The sequence below is a fragment of the Brevibacillus parabrevis genome (genome assembly GCF_003710905.1).
Classification (GTDB): domain Bacteria; phylum Bacillota; class Bacilli; order Brevibacillales; family Brevibacillaceae; genus Brevibacillus; species Brevibacillus parabrevis.
In genome coordinates, this window is record NZ_RHHV01000021.1 from 121597 (window position 1) to 142308 (window position 20712).

Genomic DNA, 20712 nt, shown 5'->3' on the forward strand with positions numbered 1-20712 from the left:
GGAGGGGAACCATGAACGAGAACGCAAGAACAGGCTTGGAAGTCGCCATCATCGGGATGTCGGGCGCTTTTCCAGGTGCGAAAAATCTGGAGCAGTTTTTTCATAATATGAAAAATGGCGTGGAAAGCATCTCCTTTTTCTCGGACGAAGAATTGGAAGAAGCGGGCGTACCGGCAGCGGTGTACAAGGCGGAAAACTTCGTGAACGCAAAAGGTCACCTGGAAGAGAGCGACTATTTTGACAACAACTTTTTTGGCTATACCCCGAACGAAGCCCAATATATGGACCCGCAGACCCGCTTGCTGCACGAGCATACGTGGAAAGCGCTGGAGGATGCCGGTTATCCGCCAGGTACGACCAATGACGCTGTCGGCGTATATGTGGGAGGGCGCCCGCACTTTCGCTGGGAGGCGTTGTCCTTATCGGTAGGCTCGCATAACGGGGCCGAGGAGTTTGAGATCGCCCACCTGAACGATAAAGATTTGATGAGCACGAGAGTATCCTACAAGCTGCATCTGACAGGGCCGAGCTATACGCTGTTTACCGCCTGCTCCACGTCATTGGTCGCGGTGCATGTAGCCTGCCAAGGCGTGCTCAGCGGGGAATGCGAGCTTGCAGTGGCTGGCGGCGTATCCATCACCAGCCCCTTGAAAAACGGATACGTCTATCAGGACGGGATGATTTTGTCAGCCGACGGTCATTGCCGTGCTTTTGCTGCCGACTCTAGCGGAACGGTGGTGGGCAATGGGATCGGACTGGTCATTTTAAAGCGGCTGGAAGATGCCTTGCGCGACAACGACCATATATACGCGGTCATCAAAGGAACGGCGATCAACAACGATGGCAACCGCAAAGTCGGGTACACCGCTCCAAGCGTAGACGGACAAGTCGAGGTCATTCGTGCCGCTCATCGCGTGGCCAGAGTAGATCCGGCGACGATCAGCTATATCGAGGCTCACGGAACCGGGACAGCTTTGGGTGATCCGATCGAAGTCAAAGCGCTGACCCGGGCTTTTCAGACGGGAAGAAAAAATTACTGCGGGCTAGGCTCGGTCAAAACGAATATCGGACATCTGGACAGTGCGGCGGGGATCGCGGGATTGATCAAGACGGTACTGGCAATCGACAACAAATGCTTGCTGCCTACGCTGCACTTTTCCAAGCCGAACCAAAACCTCGAACTGGAAAATACCCCCTTTTTCCTGGTGGACCAGCCGACAGAGTGGGATCATTCGGCAGGCCCCTTGCGAGCAGGGGTCAGCTCGTTTGGCGTTGGCGGAACGAATGCGCATGTGGTGCTGGAAGAGTCGCCTGTCAGACAAGCAGCCAAGTCAAAAACGCATGAGAGCAAGCTGCTTGTCTTCTCCGCCAAGACCCGGGAAGAGCTGGAGCGTGCGACGGACGACTTTGTGACATTTGTCAAAAGGAACCCAAGTGCCGAGCTTTCCGACATCGCCTACACCTTGCAAATGGGGCGGGCGCATTTTTCCCATCGTCGCTATGTAGTCTGCGCTGCCATGTCAGATGCTTGCGCTGCGCTTGAGCAAAACGAGCCGCAAGCTTTTGGGCTGGTGGCGAAAAAGGCAGTCCCGCCGATTGCTTTTGTGTTTTCCGAGATGGGCGCGAAGGAAGCGTCTTTGCTCTACCAAGCTGGTTTGCAAAGTGCGTATTGCCGGGACGAATTTGAAGCGTTGCTGCTACAGGCAAGCGAAGTGCAAGGAACCGCAGGCTCGCTTCTTCTCGATGCTCCTACGCGGTATGGGCAGATGCTGCCTTTTCTTTTCCAGCTCGCCACGGCCAAATGGTTGCTCCGCATGGGAGTACAGCCTGCTGCTGTCACGGGAGTCGGAAGCGGAGAGTACGTGGCAGGGTGTCTCGCCGACGTGTTTTCCTTTGAGGATGCGTTGCTGCTTGTGGGAAAAAGGGACGAGCTATTGGAAGAATGGAGCGGCAACGAAGGCGATCTGTTCTTGCTGGAAGCTCTCCAGAGCGAGCTGTTTGAAGCTGTTCACACCGTCCCACTCTCGCTGCCATCAATCCCTGTGGTGTCCTACGATGCGGGGAAAACGATTTCTCGCGAAGTGACGCTTCCTGACTACTGGGTGAATCGCTTCGGGGGAGGCAGTGAAGGACAAGGGGCGTTTGTTGCCTGGCAGGAAGCTGCCGAGGAAGTTCAGCATCTGTTGTTTGGCCCAGAGCGGGAAGGCGGAGGAACAGGGCTTACAGCAGGGGGAGCCGAAAGTCAGCCCGCCTTTTTGTCCCTCGTGACTGGCCCTTCCGGTATCGAGCAGCGTCTTCTTGAAGCGATCGGTCATTTGTGGTCAAAAGGTTGCCCGATCAAATGGGCCGAGCTGAACAAGCATCTCGGGCAATTGCGTGTCTCGCTTCCTACCTATCCGTTTACTCGGAAAAATTACGGGATGGACCCCGAGCAGCTGAAACAACTGAACGATTTGCTGCAAGGTCAAGCGCCAGCGCAAACAGCGGGCAAGGCGGAGGAAGTAAAGCAGAGCAGGGAAGACTGGCTGTACATTCCATCATGGACCCGCTCAGATTACGACGAGGCAGCAGGGGAGCTTGCGCCTTGTCTCTTTGTCGTTTTCGCTACCAAAAACTCTAGCGTGATCCGGTGGATCGAGCAGATCGAGACATCAGGTCACACCGTTGTCCGCATCGAAACAGGCGAAGGCTTCTCCAAGCAAGCGGAAGCGACCTATACGGTAAACCCGGACAATCCCGCCGATCTGGTCAAACTGCTCGAAACGCTGGCGCTACCCGCTGACCAGCCCTTGAAATTCGTTCATTTTTGGTGCTACGACCAGCAGGTGGACGCTGACGACGCCAAGCGGGCGGCGCAGCAATGGAATCGGCTTGGCTATCACACTTTATTGAACCTGGCAAAAGCGATCGGACAGCTCCGGCTCCAGCAGAAAATTGCCGTCGATATCGTCGCCAGCGACGTTTTTGAAGTCATTGGAGACGAGGCGGTCGTGCCAGCCAAAGCTACTCTGCTAGGCCCGGTTCGCGTCATTCCCAAAGAGTACGAAAACATCAGTTGCAGGCTGATCGATGCCGACCGCCGCGAAAACCAGCGCGTAGCTCGCTTGCTGCAACAGTGGATGGGGGAGAGCTTCGCTGACGTGCTGGCCATTCGCCATGCGTACATTTGGGAGCCTGCCTTCAAGCAAATTCAGCTGCCCGCTTCTGCCGCTCCGGCTTCCCAGCGTCTCAAGCACGGGGGAGTGTACGTCATTACCGGAGGTCTGGGAGCCATCGGATTGCAAGTAGCGAAATTTTTGGCGGAAAAGTACCACGCGACGCTCGTCCTCATCAATCGCTCGCACTTTTTGCCGGAAGCGGAATGGGACAGGTGGCGTGCGCTCCACGGAGAGGACGATCCGGTCAGCCAAAAAATCGCGTTGCTGCGGGAACTGCAGGCTTCTGCGAAGCAGCTTTTCTTGTATCAGGCGGATATTGCCGACGAGGAGCAGATATTGCGAATTTTCAGCCAGATCATGGAGGACAATCAGTCAATTGACGGGATCTTCCATATTGCTGGCGTTCCCGATGGAGCTGTCATCCAGCGCAGAACAAGCGAGCTGTGCGAAGCCGTGTTTGCGACAAAAGTTTACGGAACGGCGGTCTTGCAAAAAGCGATTGAGCAGTTGGCGCTACCCGTCGACTTCCTGTTGCTCTTTTCCTCCTTAAGCTCGGTCATCGCTCCACCCGCGCAAGTAGCGTACAGCGCTGCGAATGCCTTTTTGGATGCATTTGCCTTGACGAATACGAAAAACGGCGTTTTCACCCAGGCGATCAACTGGGATACGTGGGAAAATACCGGAATGGCCAGCATCTCGGCGACATTCCGTCCGGACAGTTCCGCGCTTCCCGGCATTTCGTACCACAAGTTGGCGCATCCGTTTTTCCAGTACGCCGTGAAAGAAAATACAGGACGCACGACGTTTTTGTCCCATTTTCAGACGAGCAAAGACTGGATTTTGGCTGAGCATCGGGTAGGAGACAGAGCGGTATTGCCGGGAACGAGCTATGTGGAAATGGCCTGCGCCGCCTACGCATCGCTGCATCCCGGCATGGAAGCAGCCATGCGCCTTCAGGACGTGTTCTTTTTGACGCCGCTTCTCCTTGAGGACGGGGCTGCTGTTCATGTGCGCACCGTGCTGCTGCGGGAAAATCAGGGCTATCGTTTTTCGATCGAAAGCTGCCCGGACGTGCAAGAGGCAAGCTGGATTACCCATGCTCGCGGCTATGTCGGTGCGGGGCAGAGCCAACAACGCGATTATCAGCTCGCTGCTGTTCGCGATGTCTGCGCTCAAAGCCAGTACGGCCCAAGCGACTACAACAATCTGCGCGACAGCCAGTTTACATACGGGCCGCGCTGGAACAGCTATTGCTGGGGAACGTTTGCACAAGCGCAAGGACTGTCGCTGATCGAACTGCCAGCGGAGTTTGCGGAGGATACCGCTATTTATCGTTTCCATCCGGCGATCATCGACGTGGCATTGGTCTATATGAATCGCGCTGAAACGGTTGGCGGCCCATACGTACCGTTTTCTTACAAAAACATCACAATCCACGGCAAAGTGCCCTCCAAAGTGTACAGCCATATTCGCTGCCGGACAGCTTCACGGCCGGACAGCAAAATCGTCGAGTTCGACCTGACGATTATGGATGAACAGGGGCGGGGGATCGTCGAAATCGAAGGCTACCAGGTGGCGGCCGTCTCGGCTCATCAGCCGGACAAGGATAGCCATGGGATGCCACAGCCAAAGTCACAACCGCAACCGCAGTTGCCGTTGCAGACGAAATCGGCTTCTTTACAGGCAGAAGATGAGGCGGCGCTCGTCACTTCGGCCCCGTCTTTGACGGTGGAAGAAGGACTGCAGCTGCTCGATACGGCGCTCGCCGCCAGTTACAGTCAACTGCTCGTCTCAACCGTGGATTTGCCTGCGCGGTTTTTGGCGTACAAGCGCCAGCGGGTGAGCGCATTGGCTGAAAGCAGCAAAGAGTCTGCTGCTGAGCCGCTGATGGCCAGCAAGCCGCGCCTGTCGCTTGCGGAGGCGGAAAAGCTCATCGCGAGCATTTGGCAGGCGATCTTGGGCCATGAACACATTTCCCGCGACGACGACTTTTTTGAGCTTGGCGGAGACTCGCTGAAAGTATTGACTGTTGCTGAGCGGATTTACCAGGCCAGCAGCATCAAAATTCCGATCACGGTCTTCTTCCAGTCAACTACCGTCGAGAAGCTGGCCCGCTACATTGCGGATACGCATGATGACGGACAAGCGTACACGGCGATTCCAAAAGCAGCGCCGCAAGCGTACTACCCGTTGTCGTCGGCGCAAAAGCGGCTGTATTTTCAGCAGCAAGTCCAGCCGGATAACGTCGCTTACAACATTCCGGAAATCACCTACATGGAGGGCGATTTCGACCTGGACAAACTGCAACACGCCTTCGAGCAGGTCATTCAACGCCACGCCATTTTGCGTACAGGCTTTGACGTCATCGATGGCGAGATGGTGCAGATCATTGCAGACGAGGTCGAATTTCAAGTGGAGTACCAAGAGCTGGCCGAATCGGACGTGCAGCAGACGGTCGAGCAGTTTATGCAACCGTTTGACTTGCGGCATCCGCCCCTGATGCGGGTAAAAGTCGTCCGCTACGCTGCGCAAAAATACGTGTGGCTCTTTGATATCCACCATATCGTAGCCGACAATATCTCGGTTTCGCTTTTGCAAAACGAGCTGATCCATTTCTACAACAATCAACCGGAAGCGCTTGACCCCGTTTCGTTGGAGTATGCCGATTTTGTCGCGTGGCAAAATGAACGAATTGAGCGCGGAGATTATGACAAACAAACCGAGTATTGGCTCCGGCAACTATCAGGGAAGCTCCCGGAGGCATTGCTTCCGACCGATTTTCCCCGTCCGTCTGTGCTGAGCTATCGCGGCGACATTTATACGTTCCATCTGGAAGAGGAGACGACGGCCAGGCTGAAAGCAGGCATGAAACGCAACACGACCACTTTGTTCATGAACATGCTCGCCATTTTCCATATCTTGCTGCACAAATATACAGGGCAAGAGGAAATGATCATCGGAGCGAGTCTCGCCGGAAGAAACCACGCCGATTTGGCAAAAATGGTCGGAATGTTTGCGAATGTGCTGCCGTTTTATTCGCGACTGGAGCAAACCGCCACGTTTGAAGATTACGTAAGCGGAGTAAAAGAGAAGAGCTTGGAACTGTTCGAGAATCAGGACGTGCAGTTTGAGATTTTGGTGGAGAAGCTGGGGTTGACTCACCAGTTAAGCGCCCATCCGCTGTTTACGGTCATGCTTGTGCTGCCCGATTTCAAGCCTGCCGAGATCGCGATGCAGGGGCTTGTGTTGAAGTCCTATCCTTTCCGCAACCCTTCCGCGAAATTCGATTTGACTCTCTGGGTGTACGATTACGACAGCAAAATCGAAATGCGCATGGAATACTCGACAGATTTGTTTACCCGCAAGACGATCGAGACGATGGCGGGACATTTTCTCGCCATTGCCAAGCAAGTCGTCGACAACCCCGACGTGCTTGTAAAAGAGATTGTGTTGGATACGAGACTTGCCAAAGCAGCAGCAGAAGCGTTGCTGGAAGATGGAAACGATTTTGCCTTTTGAGCAATCGAGAGCATAGGAGTGGTAGCGTATGGGAGGTCATTTCGATACGAACGTGTCGTATTTGAATGACATGTATAAAAAAGAATATGAGTATTGGCAAAACAAGCTGGCAGGCGCAGCAGAGAAAAGCTGCTTTTTTGCCGGAGCGCATGACACAAAAGCAGAGGAACTGCGCATGGAGACGGCAGACTTTGTCCTCCCGAGCCATTGCGCCAATCGACTGGTGCAAATCAGCAACCACTCCGATGGCAGATTGCACGTGCTGCTGCTGGCTTATACAGCCGTGTTGCTGATGAAGCACACGGGGCAGACGGATATCGTGCTCGGAACCAGCATCTACCGTCAGCAAGCGAATGAAGAGTTTATCAATACGGTGCTGCCGATCCGCATTCCGCTCACCAACGAAATGCCGCTGCTTGACGTGATTACGGACGTCAGGCAAACCGTTTCCGAGGCTATCGAGCATCAAAACTACCCGATTGAGCTGATCTTGAAAAATGCGAAGCAGCCTGCGGATTTTCTGGACGTCTCTGTTATTTTGGCGAACATTCAGGAGCTGTCATACTTGGACAGGGCCTCGTCCAACCTCATTCTGGCTTTTGACAGACAGCACGACGAGCTGCGTGTCCGCATCCATTACAATGCCTTGCTTTACCAAAAAGAGCAGGTCGAGCGGCTGGTGGAACAGCTCTCGATTTTGTTGGAACATTCACTCGACAATCCGCGAGTGCCACTGAAAGAGCTGTCGATCCTCACCGCGAGAGAGCAGGAGCTTTTCGCTCGGGTCAATGAGACGGCAGTGCGTTTTCCAGAAAAGGCGACGATCTCGTCGCTTTTTGAGGAAGCTGTGCAGGCGTATCCGCAGCATACAGCTGTTGTGTTTGAACAAAAGCGGCTGTCGTATGACCAGCTCAATCAAAAGGCGAATCAACTGGCCCATTGTTTACGGGAGCGGGGCGTAACCGCCGAATCGATAGTAGCCGTGTTGATGCCGCCGTCCGTGGACATGATCGTCGCCATTTTGGCCGTATTGAAGGCGGGCGGCGCGTATTTGCCGATTGACCCGGATCTTCCCGCGCACAGAGTTGAGTACATGCGACAAGACAGCCAGGCGACCTATGTCGTGACACTGCAAGCGCAATCGTTGGCCAGCGGTTTTGCTGACGTGATCTTTGCCGACGACGAGCGACTCAATCATTATTCTGTTGCCAATCTAGAGCCGATCCACCAACCGAACCAGCTTGCCTACATTATTTACACGTCGGGAACCACGGGCAAGCCCAAAGGAGTCATGATCGAGCACAGAAACGTAGTCCGCTTGTTTTTTCATGACAACAATCGCTTCGCTTTTTCTTGCGACGATACGTGGGTGCTGTTTCACTCGTTCGGCTTCGATTTTTCCGTTTGGGAAATATTCGGGGCTTTGCTGCACGGAGGCAAGCTTTTGCTGCTATCGAACGTGCTGAAGCGGGATTATCGGCAACTCGTACAGCGGTTGCGAGAAGAACAGGTGACCGTCTGGAATCAAACACCTTCCTCTTTTTACCAGTTTATCGAGGAAGAGCTGAAACAGCCGGACAAAAAGCTTTGCTTGCGCTACGTCATTTTTGGCGGGGAAGCTCTGCTGCCTGCGAAGCTCGCCGCCTGGCATGACAAATATCCCGAAACAAAGCTTATCAATATGTATGGAATTACAGAGACGACTGTCCATACGACTTACAAGGAAATTGCCGCAGAGCAGATTCGCTCGAATGAAAAGCGGATTGGCGTGCCGTTTTCCACCGTCCACTTGCACATTTTGAACAGGCAAGGAGACGTCGTGCCCACAGGTGTCGTCGGTGAAATCTGCATTGGCGGCGAAGGAGTCGCGCGTGGCTATTTGAACAAACCGGAATTGACAGCGGAACGGTTTCAGCTATGCCAGCTTGGCGGCCAGATGCAGCGGCTTTATCGCTCCGGCGATTTAGGGCGGTATTCGTCTGACGGAGAAGTGGAATACATCGGGCGCAGGGACAAGCAAGTGAAAATCAGGGGGTATCGCATCGAACTGGATGAGGTGCGCTCCCATCTGTTGACGATGGAAGGCATTCAAGAGGCTGTGGTGATGGCTCGGGAAATCGAGGAAGACGGCAAAATTCTTTGCGCCTATGTCGTGATGAAAGAAGAACAGGCAGAGCGCTTCGATCCGGTGGAAATCAGGCAGTATATGCAAACGCGCGTCGCCGACTATATGATCCCGTCCTTTATCCTTTTGCTCGACAAAATACCGTTAACGATCAATGGAAAAGTGGACGACAACCAATTGCTCCAGGTGGAGTTCAGACAGAGCGGCAAGCGCGATGTTGTTCAACCAGGCACCGAGCTGGAAAAACAGCTCGCAGAGGTTTGGGGCAAGGTTCTCAAAACCGATTCCATCGGCATTCATTCCACGATTTTTGATTTGGGCGGGACTTCTTTTGACGTGCTCAAGATCAGCAAAGAGCTGACGGATCAACTGGGGCGAGAGGTGACTGTCGTGACTTTGTTTACTTATCCGACGATCAGCATGCTGGCAAACGTACTGGAAGCAGAAGTCACTACCCGGAAGCTGCAAGCCGACGCCCGGCTCGACTCGATCGAGGACGGGAAAAAAGCCCGATTGCAAAAATTACGTCTGTTAAAAAAGTAGGGATGATATGGGACACGAATACAATGGCCTGGAAATAGCCGTAATCGGCCTGGCAGGAAGGTTTCCGGGAGCAAGCAATGTCACGGCGTACTGGGAAAACTTGAAAAACGGCGTGCACTCCATCCAGACGTTTTCCGAAGCCGAGCTGATCGAGGCGGGGGTAGACCCGCAAGCCGTCAAAAGTGCAGAGTACGTCAAGGCAAAAGGGTATTTGGAGAGCGGGAATCGCTTCGATGCCCGTTTTTTTGATTATACGCCACTGGAAGCGGAGCTTATGGACCCGCAAATGAAGGTGTTTCACGAGTGCATTTGGGAAGCGCTGGAGGATGCCGGCTATGCCGCGCAGGTCGAGCAGAAGCTGATCGGCTTGTTCGCAGGAGCTTCCCCGAACCATATGTGGGAAGCGCTGATGAGCCTGTCGGGAAAAAGCGAGGCGATCGGCCACTGGGCTGCCACCCAGCTTGTGGACAAGGACTATTTGAGCCTGCGGATCGCGCATAAATTAAACCTGAAAGGCCCTGCCTTAACGATTTATACCGCTTGCTCGACTTCGCTTGTCGCTGTGCACATGGCGGCCCAGTCGCTGTTGAACGGCGAGTGCGATCTGGCATTGGCTGGCGGGGTTACCGTGACGCTGCCAGGAAAAAGCGGCTATGTCTATCAGGAAGGAATGATTTTGTCGCCAGACGGCAAATGCAAGGCGTTTGATGCGAATGGACAGGGCATTGTCGGCGGAGACGGGGCGGGCGTCGTCGTATTGAAGCGGTTGCAGGATGCCATCGATGATCGCGATCAGATTCACGCCGTCATCAAAGGCTCCGCTGTCAACAATGACGGTATGCAAAAAACCGGGTTTACGGCCCCGAGCACAATCGGACAGGCGGAAGTGATTCGCACCGCGCTCAAGGTAGCGGAAGTAGCGCCAGAGAGCGTCGCTTATATCGAGTGTCACGGAACAGGGACACCGCTTGGCGATCCGATTGAACTGGAAGCGCTGGAGCTGGCCTATCAGCCTTCGCAAAAACACTCGTGCGCGCTCGGCTCGGTCAAGACCAACATCGGTCATCTGGACAGCGCAGCCGGGATCGCTTCCTTCATTAAGGCGGTGCTGGCTATCAAGCATCGCCAGCTTCCGCCTTCGCTGCATTTTCAAAGCCCGAATCCGCATTTGGACGTAATTGAGAAAGGCTTTTACATCAATGACAAGCTGACGGAGTGGGAAAAAACGCATGAGCCGCTGCGGGCCGGGATCAGCGCATTCGGAATCGGGGGAACCAATGCCCATGTGATTATCGAAGAAGCGCCTGCCGTGCGGGAAGCAAGCGCTGGCCGAAGCTGGCAACTGATGTTGCTCTCGGCCAAAACAGAGCAAGCCCTGGAGCGATATAAGCAAAATGTTGAGGAATACTTGCATGCTAATCCAGATGCACGTCTTGAAGATGTTGCCTATTCGCTGCAGGTGGGACGAAAGCATTTTCCCGTTCGAGAAATCGCGCTTTGCAACCAGACGCTGGCACAGCCGCTCCGCTTTATCGGGCAAGATTCCAAAGCTGCTTTCGCCAAGGAAAAGCTTTCCGTCGCTTTTGTATTCCCTGACTTTGCCGCAGACAACTGGGAGGAGGGCGAGCTTGCAGAAATCGTCCATCTGTGCCAGGAAGAGCCTGCCGTCCAGCAAGTAATGGCACAAGCGCTGCGCTTGTTGAATCAGCAAGTGTTTGGGCAGGCGGCTGTGTCCATCGCGGAGCAGTTGCGCGCGCCGAAGCACGGGCAAGCTTTGCGCTTTGCGCTCTACTATGCGATTGCCAAACTGTTCAAAGACTGGGGCGTTGAACCGCAAAGCATGTGGGGATACGGCAAAGGAAATCTGCTAGTGGAGTGCCTGGAGGGGCGTCTTGCTTTTGGTGATGCGATTCACGCGCTCGTGGGTCGCGATCGGCTTGACCACTTTGCGCAAACAGAAAGCAATCGCCCTGTTTCCAAACCGGATGGGCTGTGCCTGATCTTTGGCTCGGCACAGGCTGGGGAACCTGGCATGGAACAAGTCGCGGCTTATGGTCACCAGCTCAGGCTGGAGCGCATCCATTCCTACGCCATTTTGGAAGCGCTGGGAACGATGTGGTTGTACGGTCAGGAGATCAATTGGACTGCCTATTATCAACACGAAGAGCGAAATCGTGTGTCTTTGCCAACCTACGCCTTTGACTCGCAGGAATTTCCTGTGGATAAAAGTCTGTTCAACTTCGGGCAGTTCGCCAGCCGTCTTCAGCCCAGCGAGAGCAGCGCGGCGCACAGAAGGGAAGACATCCGTTCATGGTTTTACGTGCCTGCATGGGAAAGCTCTGCTTTGCCAGCCTATGCAGAAAAAGCGATTGCCAGCGAGGCGACCTGGCTCATTTTCCAGGATCAGGCTGGCTTGGGGGAAGCGCTGGCGAGCGAGCTGAAAGAGCGCGGCGCCACGTATATTATCGTCGAGCAGGCCGAGCGCTACCAGCGAGTGACGTCTGCCCACTATCGACTGAATCCGCAAAAGCCGGAAGAGTTGGACAGCTTGCTGGACGATTTGCAGACGGTACCGGATTGCATCAGCTATCTATGGACAGTGACGCCGCCAATCGAACCGGAGCTGGTGGCCGTTGAGCCGAGCCAGCAGCAGTTTTTTTACAGCCTGTTGCAGCTTGCCCGGTACATCGGGAGCAAGGCTGGCAGCAAAAAGATGCACTTGCAGATCGTGACGAACGGACTGTATTCCGTTACCCAGGACGAACCAATCTGCCCGCTGAAAGGGGTCGTGCTCGGGGCAAGCAAGATCATTCCTTACGAATACCCCAACAGCAAAGTTTGCACGGTCGACATCGAGCTTCCAGCGGGCGACAAGCAGACAGGTAACCATATGGCGCTGGCGGCGAATCTGCTTCGGGAATTTCAGTTTGATTTTCCGCACAAGCAAGTGGCGCTCCGTGGCAAAAGCAGGTGGATTGAAGCCGTGCGCGAGCCTGTGCTCGTGAAACAGCCGGAAAAGCTGTCGCTGCTCAAAGAAAAGCTCGTCTGCCTGATTACCGGGGGACTGGGCGGAATGGGCTTCGCCTTGGCCGAGTATTTGGCGAAGAGCTATCAGGCGCGGCTCGTCTTGATCGGACGCTCTGCTTTTCCGCCGCGCGAGCAATGGACGCAATGGATCGAGGACAAGCCCGATCATCACTTGTCCGGCAAAATTCGCACGATCCTGTCGCTGGAACAGGCCGGGGCGATGATCGACGTTTACAGCGTGGATATTTCCGATTATTCCGCCATGCAAAAGGTAGTTCGTGAGGCGGAGACGCGGTTTGGGCCGATTACTGGCGTTTTGCACACGGCCGGGGTTCCTGACTACGCAGGGGTGATCCAGCGCAGGACGAAGGAAATGACCGACCCGATCTTGCTGCCCAAAGTACAGGGAACGATCGTGCTGGATACGCTTTTTGCAGAACGCACACTCGATTTCTTTATCTTGTTTTCCTCCATCGGCAACTACATTTACGGGCGCAAATTCGGTCAAGTCGGCTACAACGCAGCGAATGAGTTTTTGGATGCGTTCGCCGCGTATCGCTTGCAGAAACGGGCTGGCTACACAGCTTCGATCAACTGGAACGACTGGGCAGAGGTAGGGATGTCCGTCACCGCGATGGAAAAAAACCGCAGCATGAATCGGCAAGTCAACGAGCGGCAATTTGCCGAAGAGGCGATCTCGCCGCAGCAAGGGGTAGAAGTGCTGCGCTACCTTTTGGAAAACCAGTTTCACCGGGCCATCGTCTCTGTCCTTGAGCTTCCTGCTTTAATGGAAGAAAGCAATCAGCTCAGCGAAGAGTTCATTTTGGAAAAAGAAGCGGCAGTCGCCGTGCAGACTGAGCTGGTGCCCGCCAAAATCAACCGCGCAACGCTGTCCGAAGCCGAGCTGACAGAGATCATCGCGGACGTATGGCGCAGTGTATTGGGAATCGCAGCGATCAGGAGCGACGAGGACTTCTTCGCTCTAGGCGGAGACTCGCTGAAGGCGATCACGATGATTGCGCTTCTCTATAAAAAGCTGGATGTCAAACTGCCTCTGCCGACCTTTTTCAACAAGCCGACGATTGGCGAGATCGCCTGCTTTATCCGCGGGGCGGACCGGACAGATTTCTCGCAGATTCCCAAGGCGCAAGAAAAAGCGGGCTATCCTTTGACTTCCGGACAAAAACGACTGTATTTCCTCAGCCAAATGGAGGAAGCGAACAAGCAGTATAACAACATCATTGCGTTGCGCGTGAAAGGTTCGCTTTCCTACGAAAAATTGGAGCGATGCCTGAACGAGCTGATTCGCAGACATGAAAGCTTGCGCACCTCGTTCCAGCGCATTGATGGGGAGCTGCTGCAGGTCATTCACGAGCCGTTCCCGTTTCCTGCCGACTACAGAGAACTCAACGAGCCAATCAGCGATGCGCACATCGAAGCGTGGATACAGCCGTTTGATCTCGGCGTTGCTCCTGTATGGAAGGTGGGCATTTTCAAGGAAAGCGAGCAAAGCCACGTGCTCGTCTTCAACATTCACCATATCATCACAGACGGCACCTCCAACTCGATCTTGATTGACGAGTTTACGGCTTTGTACCAGCAGGATGGACAGTCTTCTGGACTTCCCGCTTTGTCTGTTCAATACAAGGATTACGCAGAGTGGCAGCAGGAAAAGACAACGCTCGCCGGACACCAGGCGGACCAGGAGTATTGGACCGGGATGTTTTCCGGCGAAATTCCGCTGCTTGACCTGCCGACGGACTTTTCCCGCCCGCCTTACAAAACGTATCGCGGAGGCATGGAGATGTTTTCCATCCCGCAACGCCAAGCCGACGAAATCAAGCGGATGGCCACGAGCCATGAAGCGACGCTGTACATGGTTTTGCTGGCGGCATGGAACGTTCTTTTGGCGAAGCTCGGCAATCAGGACGAGATTATCGTAGGGATTCCGACTTCGGGACGGAATCACAGCGATATTCAAAATGTGATCGGCATGTTCGTTCAAACGCTTCCGCTCAAAAGCACCGTACGCAGCGACATGACCTTTGCCGAGCTGCTGAACGCGATCAAAGGAAACATGTCCCACGCCCTGGAGCACCAGGACTATCCGTTTGAAGAGCTGGTCAGCCAGATCGAGCTTTCCCGGGACTTCGGGCGCAACCCGTTGTTTGATGTGATGTTCGCGTTTCAAAATGTCAGCCGTCAAGGGAGCGGTGAGAACCATTCGTCTGCCGGGCTGCAAATCGAGCCGTATTCGTTCAAAACAAACACAGCCCGCTTTGACTTGACCTTGGATGGCGAAGAACGGGAAGGCGAGCTGTTTTTTACCGTAGAGTACGCAAGCGATCTGTTTACAAAAGAAACGATTACCCGTTTTATCCGCTATTTCCAAAAGCTTTTGCAAGATGTGATCGCGCAGCCGCAACAAAAAATGAGCCAGCTTTCCTTGCTGGATGCCGACGAGCGGGAGCGGCTAGTCAGCGGGTTCAATCAGACAGCAGGGGAATATCCCGAGCAACTGCTGGTGCATGAGCTTTTTGAAGCCATGGCCGAAAAATGCGCTGATCAGCCTGCGCTAACGTTCCACAACCAGACGATGACGTACCGTGAACTGGATGCGCGGGCCAACCAGCTCGCCCATGCGCTCAAATCGCATGGCGTCGGCGCGGGCCAGGTCGTCGCCCTCATCGCTACCCGATCGTGCGACATGATTGCGGGACTACTGGCGATCGGCAAGGCGGGCGGCGCGTATTTGCCTGTCGATCCGAGTTTGCCAGCCAATCGAGTCGCCTATATGCTTGCGGACAGCCGTGTCCGGGTCATTTTGACCAATACGACCGTGGAGGCAGCAGGCGAGCGGCAGGTCATTGACATGCGCGATCCTTACGTTGCGGCGCAGCCTCAAGAACGGCTGCCGCTGGAAAACAGCAGCACCGATGTGGCGTATTGCATGTATACCTCAGGCACGACCGGATTTCCCAAAGGAATTTTGATCGAGCACCGCGCCTTGATCAATTTCCTTCACGGCATGACCGATGTGCTTTCTTTCGGCGAAAACGAGAAGTTTTTATCCTTGACGACCGTTTCTTTCGATATTTTCTGGCTGGAGAGCATCCTGCCGCTGTTGACAGGCCATCAGGTGGTGATTGCCGATGAAGACTGCCAGCGAGATGTGCTCAAGCTGGCAAGCCTGGTCAGACGTGAAAAAATTACCGTGATGCAGACGACGCCATCGCGCTTGAAGTTGTTGCTGGCGGAGCCGGAATTGGCCGGGCAGCTCAGTCGCCTGCGCTACTTGCTGATCGGGGGAGAAGCTTTGCCGCAGCCGTTGGCAGATGCAGCCGTGCGACTGTTGCCGGAGGGTCGAGTCTACAACCTGTACGGTCCTACCGAAACGACCATTTGGTCCACGATTCAGGAAGTGGCGGCGACGCAGCCTGTGACCATCGGCAGACCGCTCAAAAATACTCAAGTCTATGTTCTAAGTCCAGAGCTGATGCCGCAACCTGTCGGCGTCCCTGGCCTTTTGTATATCGGCGGGCACGGTTTGGCCCGTGGGTATCAGAACAATCCAGAGCTGACCCGAGAGAAGTTTATCGACAACCCGTTTCGACCTGGCGAAAAAATGTACGCGACCGGAGACATGGCAAGGTGGACGCGGGAAGGCTTGCTCGACTATTTGGGACGAACCGATTTTCAGGTGAAAATACGCGGTTACCGGATTGAGCAAAGCGAAATCGAAAATTTGCTCGATGCCCATCCTGCTGTTGAAAAAGCCGTGGTGCATGTCCAGCAGGACGCTCAGCACGAACAGCTGCTGGTCGCGTACTATACGGCTGCCTATCCGGTAACGAGCCAGGAGCTGCGGGACTATTTGCGCCAACAGCTGCCGGAATATATGATTCCGTCCTTGTTCATGCCGCTTGCGCAGATTCCGCTGACCATCAACGGCAAAATCGACCGGAAGTCGCTTCCGGAGGTAACCGGGGTCGCAGCAGAGCAAAAAGAACTGGTCGAGCCGAGGGACGAAGTGGAAGCGAAGCTGTACGACATTTGGCGAAACGTGCTGCGCAGCGAAAGCATGAGCGTCCGCGACCGATTTTTTGAGCTGGGCGGAAACTCGATTCAAATCATGCAGCTCGTGTATGAAATCAACAACAGCTTTGCATGCTCTATGCAGTTCAAAGACTTTATCGAACTGCAAACAATCGAGGCGATTGCCGGTTTTATTCGCGAAGCGATCCACGAAGAGCGCGTAGCCGACTTGCCAACCCTGATACCGGAACCAAGCCAATTGCATGAACCGTTTCCGTTAACGAATGTGCAAATGGCCTATTATTTGGGCAGAAGCAGCAGCTTCGAGCTGGGCGGAGTCTCGACGCATTCGTATCAGGAGATTGTCACCAGGCTCGATATCTTGCGTCTCAATCATTGCCTGAATTTGTTGATCCGCAGGCATCCCGCGCTGCGCACGATCTTTTTGCCCGATGCCCGCCAGCAAATTTTGGCAGACATACCCGAATACGCTATCGACATCCGCGATTTGCAAGGATGCGACAAGGAAGAAAAAGCGGCGATTCTGGCAAAAGAAAGAGAGCGCATGTCCCATGCGATTTTCCGTCCGGGACAATGGCCGCTTTTTGAAATCAAAGCGTTTCGCTTGAACGGGCAAGAAAGTTTGCTGTGCATCAGCTTTGACTTGCTCATCATGGATGCGTACAGCCTGGAGATTTTAGGGAAAGAGCTGCAAAAGCTGTATGAAGGCGCTGCGGACGAGCTGGATGAATTATCGATTTCCTTCCGGGATTACATGATCGGCTACGAGCGACTGAAGACCAGCAGCTTGTATTTGCAGGACAAGGAATACTGGATGGCAAAGCTGGACGATTTTCCGCTGGCACCGGAAATCCCGGTGCAGGTGCAACCGTCCCACGTCAAAAACCCGTACTTCCAAAGAAAGTCGAAGCGATACGCCAAAGAAAGCTGGCAAGTTTTGAAAAAGGCGGCCCAGAAGCACAATTTGACTCCTTCGGCGGTTTTGTGCACGGCATATGCCGAAGTGCTGGCGAATTGGAGCAATCAACTGGACTTTAGCCTGAATTTGACCTTGTTCAATCGTCTGCCGTTGCACCCGGATGTGGATAAGCTGGTCGGAGACTTTACGTCCGTTGCGCTGGTCGAGGTACGGCTGCATCCAGCGGATACGTTCTGGGAGAAGGCAAGAAAAGTTCAGCAATCGCTGATGGAGGCGTTGGCTCATCGCCATTTTGACGGGATCGATGTGATGCGGGAGATCAGCAAGCAGCGAGAGTTGGGGAACAAGGCTGTCTTGCCCATCGTGTTTACGAGTGCCTTGTTTGAAAATGAAGACATTGTCCAGCAAGCGACTGACGATGCGGAGTACACATCCGAATGGGAAAGCGATACAAGCGGCATCACGCAAACTTCCCAAGTCTATCTCGACAATCAGGTGGCGCTCCTTGACGGAAACATCGTCATCAACTGGGACTACATCAGCGAGTTGTTTGACCCTGTAGTGATTGACACGATGTTCGCCCAGTACCTGACCCGGATCGATACGATCTTGAACGACGAGGCTGAAAAGGAGTTGCCTTCGGTATCCGCCAGTGACAGAGCTGCGATTGATGCGTACAACGATACCACCGTGGACATTGCGAGCAAAACGTTGCACGGGCTGTTCGAGGAAACTGTGGCACAAACTCCTTTTGCCGTCGCAATCGAGGACGGCGAGACGCAGATCACGTACGAAGCGCTGAACGAGCGCGCAAACAAAGTCGCGAGCTGCTTGCGGCACATCGGCGTCGCTCCCGGCGATCTGATTGGCGTCATTGCCAAACGGGAAATCGCCACCTTTGCCTATTTGCTCGGCATTTTAAAAAGCGGCGCTGCCTATGTGCCGATTGATCCTGACTACCCGGCGGATCGTGTGGACTACATCCGCAGACACAGCCAATGCAAGCTCGTGCTTGAGTCTGACTTTTACGAGCGGAACGAGCTGGAGCATGCTGCAAAAAAATACGAGGCTGCGGCTGTTCAGCCGGAACAGTTGGCCTACGTGATCTACACCTCGGGAAGCACGGGCAATCCAAAAGGAGTCATGATTCGGCACGTAGCCGCCTGCAATACGATCCAGGATATCAATCAAAAATTCCATGTTGCCGCTCATGATCGGATTTTGGGCGTATCTTCGCTCTGCTTCGACTTGTCCGTCTATGACATTTTTGGCGCGTTTGCCGCCGGAGCGACACTCGTGCTTGTCAAAGACCAAAAGGACATGGCCCAGCTTGCCGACACGATTACGGCGAAAAACATTACGATCTGGAACTCCGTCCCTGCAATCATGGATCGCGTGGCAGCGGAGAAAAAGGAGCGCGGCGGCGAGCAGCGAGATGAGCAGCTTCGTCTGGTCATGCTGAGCGGCGACTGGATTCCGCTCACGCTGCCGCAAGCGATTCGCGAAAGCTTCCCTGGGGCGGAAGTCATCAGTTTGGGCGGGGCTACCGAGGCATCCATCTGGTCGATCTACTACCCGATCGACGAGGTTGGCCCCGAGTGGAAGAGCATTTTTTACGGAAAGCCATTAGCCAACCAGCAGTTTTACGTGCTCAACTCGCGGATGGAGCTTTGCCCGCTTTCTGTACCGGGCGAACTGTATATCGGAGGAAGAGGGGTTGCGGACGGTTACCTGCATGACGCGGAAAAGACCAATCGCTCCTTTGTTCATCATCCGCAATTCGGCTATATATACAGGACAGGGGATTACGGCGTACTGCACCGCAACGGGCTGATTGAGTTTTTGGGCAGAAAGGACCAGCAGGTAAAAATTGGTGGATATAGAATAGAATTAGGAGAGGTAGAATCACGTCTGCTGCAAATCGACACGGTGAGAAATGCGGTCGTGCTGGTGGCGGGAGAAGCAGACAAGCGATTGTATGCGTATCTCGTGCCGGAAACCGAACCGCACGACCGGGATGCTTTTATAAATGAGATCAGGAGCAGGCTTGCCAAAGCTTTGCCCGATTACATGATACCGTATCATTTTATCGTCGTGGAGCAACTGCCGCTGACGGCCAACGGAAAAGTGGATGTACAGGCTCTCTTGAAGCTGAAACCGACTGGCACGAGCACCGGAACGGCATACGTCGCTCCCCGCAATGAAGTGGAAGCGAGCATCGTCGCTGTGTTTCAGGAAGTTCTGGAGACTGATCGTGTAGGTGTGCTCGACAACTTTTTTGAGATGGGCATTCATTCGTTGCAGATCGGAATGATTAACAGCAAGTTGAAAGACGTATTTGCCAGGGAAATCCCGATCCTCGCCATGTTCGAGCACGCCAATATCCATGCGCTGGCTGCCTATTTGACAGCGGAAAACGACGACCAGCCAGACGAAGGACAGGAAGAGACGATCAACGTCCGCAACCAGGGAAGAGAGCGGATCAAGCAAAGAAATGCGAAAAGAAGGAGGAACTCTGAAAGTGAATAAAGCCGAACTGCTGCATTTTTATACGACATTTACTCCCAACACCGATCCCGGTGAATACGGCTATCTCTTTCATGAGTTGCCCCAAGGCTTGCCAGAGCTGTGCCGATTAATCAAGTGCCAATTGATCCATCCCACGATGATCAAAAAAGTGAGGCATTTGCTGACCGATTATACGCGAAATGAAGACGAGAAATTTTACAAGATCACGGAAATGCTGGAGGCTCTGGTCGAACGCAACGCAGATGGCCTCACGTTTGAACGTTTGCCAAGCGAGCGGCTGCTCATTTCTTGCCGCTTTCATTCGCTGCTGCTGATTTCCATGCTGCGCTCCCGGGGACTCCCGGTGCGCAGCCGGGTCGGCTTTGCCAGCTATTTGTCCGAGAACGGCAGGAAATATATCGATCACTGGATTTGCGAAGTGTGGGAAGAAGCCGAAAAACGGTGGATCAGGGTCGATCCCGATTGGGAACTCATCGATATTCAGGGCGATGAGTTCCTGATGGCGGGTGACGCGTGGCTGATGGCACGCGACAAAGAAATCAATCCCCAGCTTTTCGGGGTCAAAAAATCGTGGGGGATGCACTACATCCGCAACAACTTGTGCTATGACCTGAATGCCGTTCTTGGAAACGAGCTGTGCTACTGGGACTATCCTCCGCTTTGCCAAAAAGAGATGGACGAGCTGGACTGGGAAGAGCTGCAACTGCTCGATGAGATCGCTCTTTATTTGCAAGACCCCGATGAAAATTACGCACAACTGCAAGCGTTGTTTTCCGAGCATAAGTTCCTGCACTTCAAAAGATAGGGCAGTTGTTCGATTAAACTCTAAGCGGTGA

3 protein-coding genes and 3 pseudogenes are annotated in these 20712 nt (G+C 54.0%); all 6 read left to right on the forward strand.

What is annotated here, in order from left to right; translation table 11 throughout:
• Nucleotides 1–11: 11 nt before the first annotated feature.
• The 6 genes and pseudogenes from EDM60_RS25500 to EDM60_RS25515 all read left to right on the forward strand — a co-directional run bounded on the left by EDM60_RS25500 (nucleotide 12) and on the right by EDM60_RS25515 (nucleotide 20681).
• Nucleotides 12–6677: an SDR family NAD(P)-dependent oxidoreductase gene (locus EDM60_RS25500; protein ID WP_122966462.1), complete on the forward strand. Its 6666-nt coding sequence runs from the start codon at nucleotides 12–14 to the stop codon at nucleotides 6675–6677.
• Between the two features lie 28 nt (nucleotides 6678–6705).
• On the forward strand, nucleotides 6706–9345 hold the full coding sequence (locus tag EDM60_RS25505) for a non-ribosomal peptide synthetase (RefSeq protein ID WP_122966463.1): 2640 nt from the start codon (nucleotides 6706–6708) through the stop codon (nucleotides 9343–9345).
• A 7-nt stretch (nucleotides 9346–9352) separates the two neighbouring features.
• A pseudogene (locus tag EDM60_RS25510) lies at nucleotides 9353–17962 on the forward strand (amino acid adenylation domain-containing protein); the annotation flags it as partial.
• 168 nt (nucleotides 17963–18130) lie between these two features.
• Nucleotides 18131–19462, forward strand: a pseudogene (locus tag EDM60_RS29625) (amino acid adenylation domain-containing protein); the annotation flags it as partial.
• 114 nt (nucleotides 19463–19576) lie between these two features.
• Nucleotides 19577–19876, forward strand: a pseudogene (locus tag EDM60_RS29630) (phosphopantetheine-binding protein); the annotation flags it as partial.
• Complete coding sequence (locus EDM60_RS25515) at nucleotides 19869–20681, forward strand: transglutaminase family protein (protein ID WP_122966465.1); 813 nt, start codon at nucleotides 19869–19871, stop codon at nucleotides 20679–20681. The pseudogene EDM60_RS29630 and the gene EDM60_RS25515, both read left to right, overlap by 8 nt.
• Nucleotides 20682–20712: the final 31 nt, after the last annotated feature.

Excerpts from the sequence above, each read along its gene's own strand:
- EDM60_RS25505 (WP_122966463.1), top strand. The coding sequence starts at position 6,706 with ATGGGAGGTCATTTCGATACGAACGTGTCGTATTTGAATGACATGTAT.
- EDM60_RS25500 (WP_122966462.1), top strand. The coding sequence starts at position 12 with ATGAACGAGAACGCAAGAACAGGCTTGGAAGTCGCCATCATCGGGATG.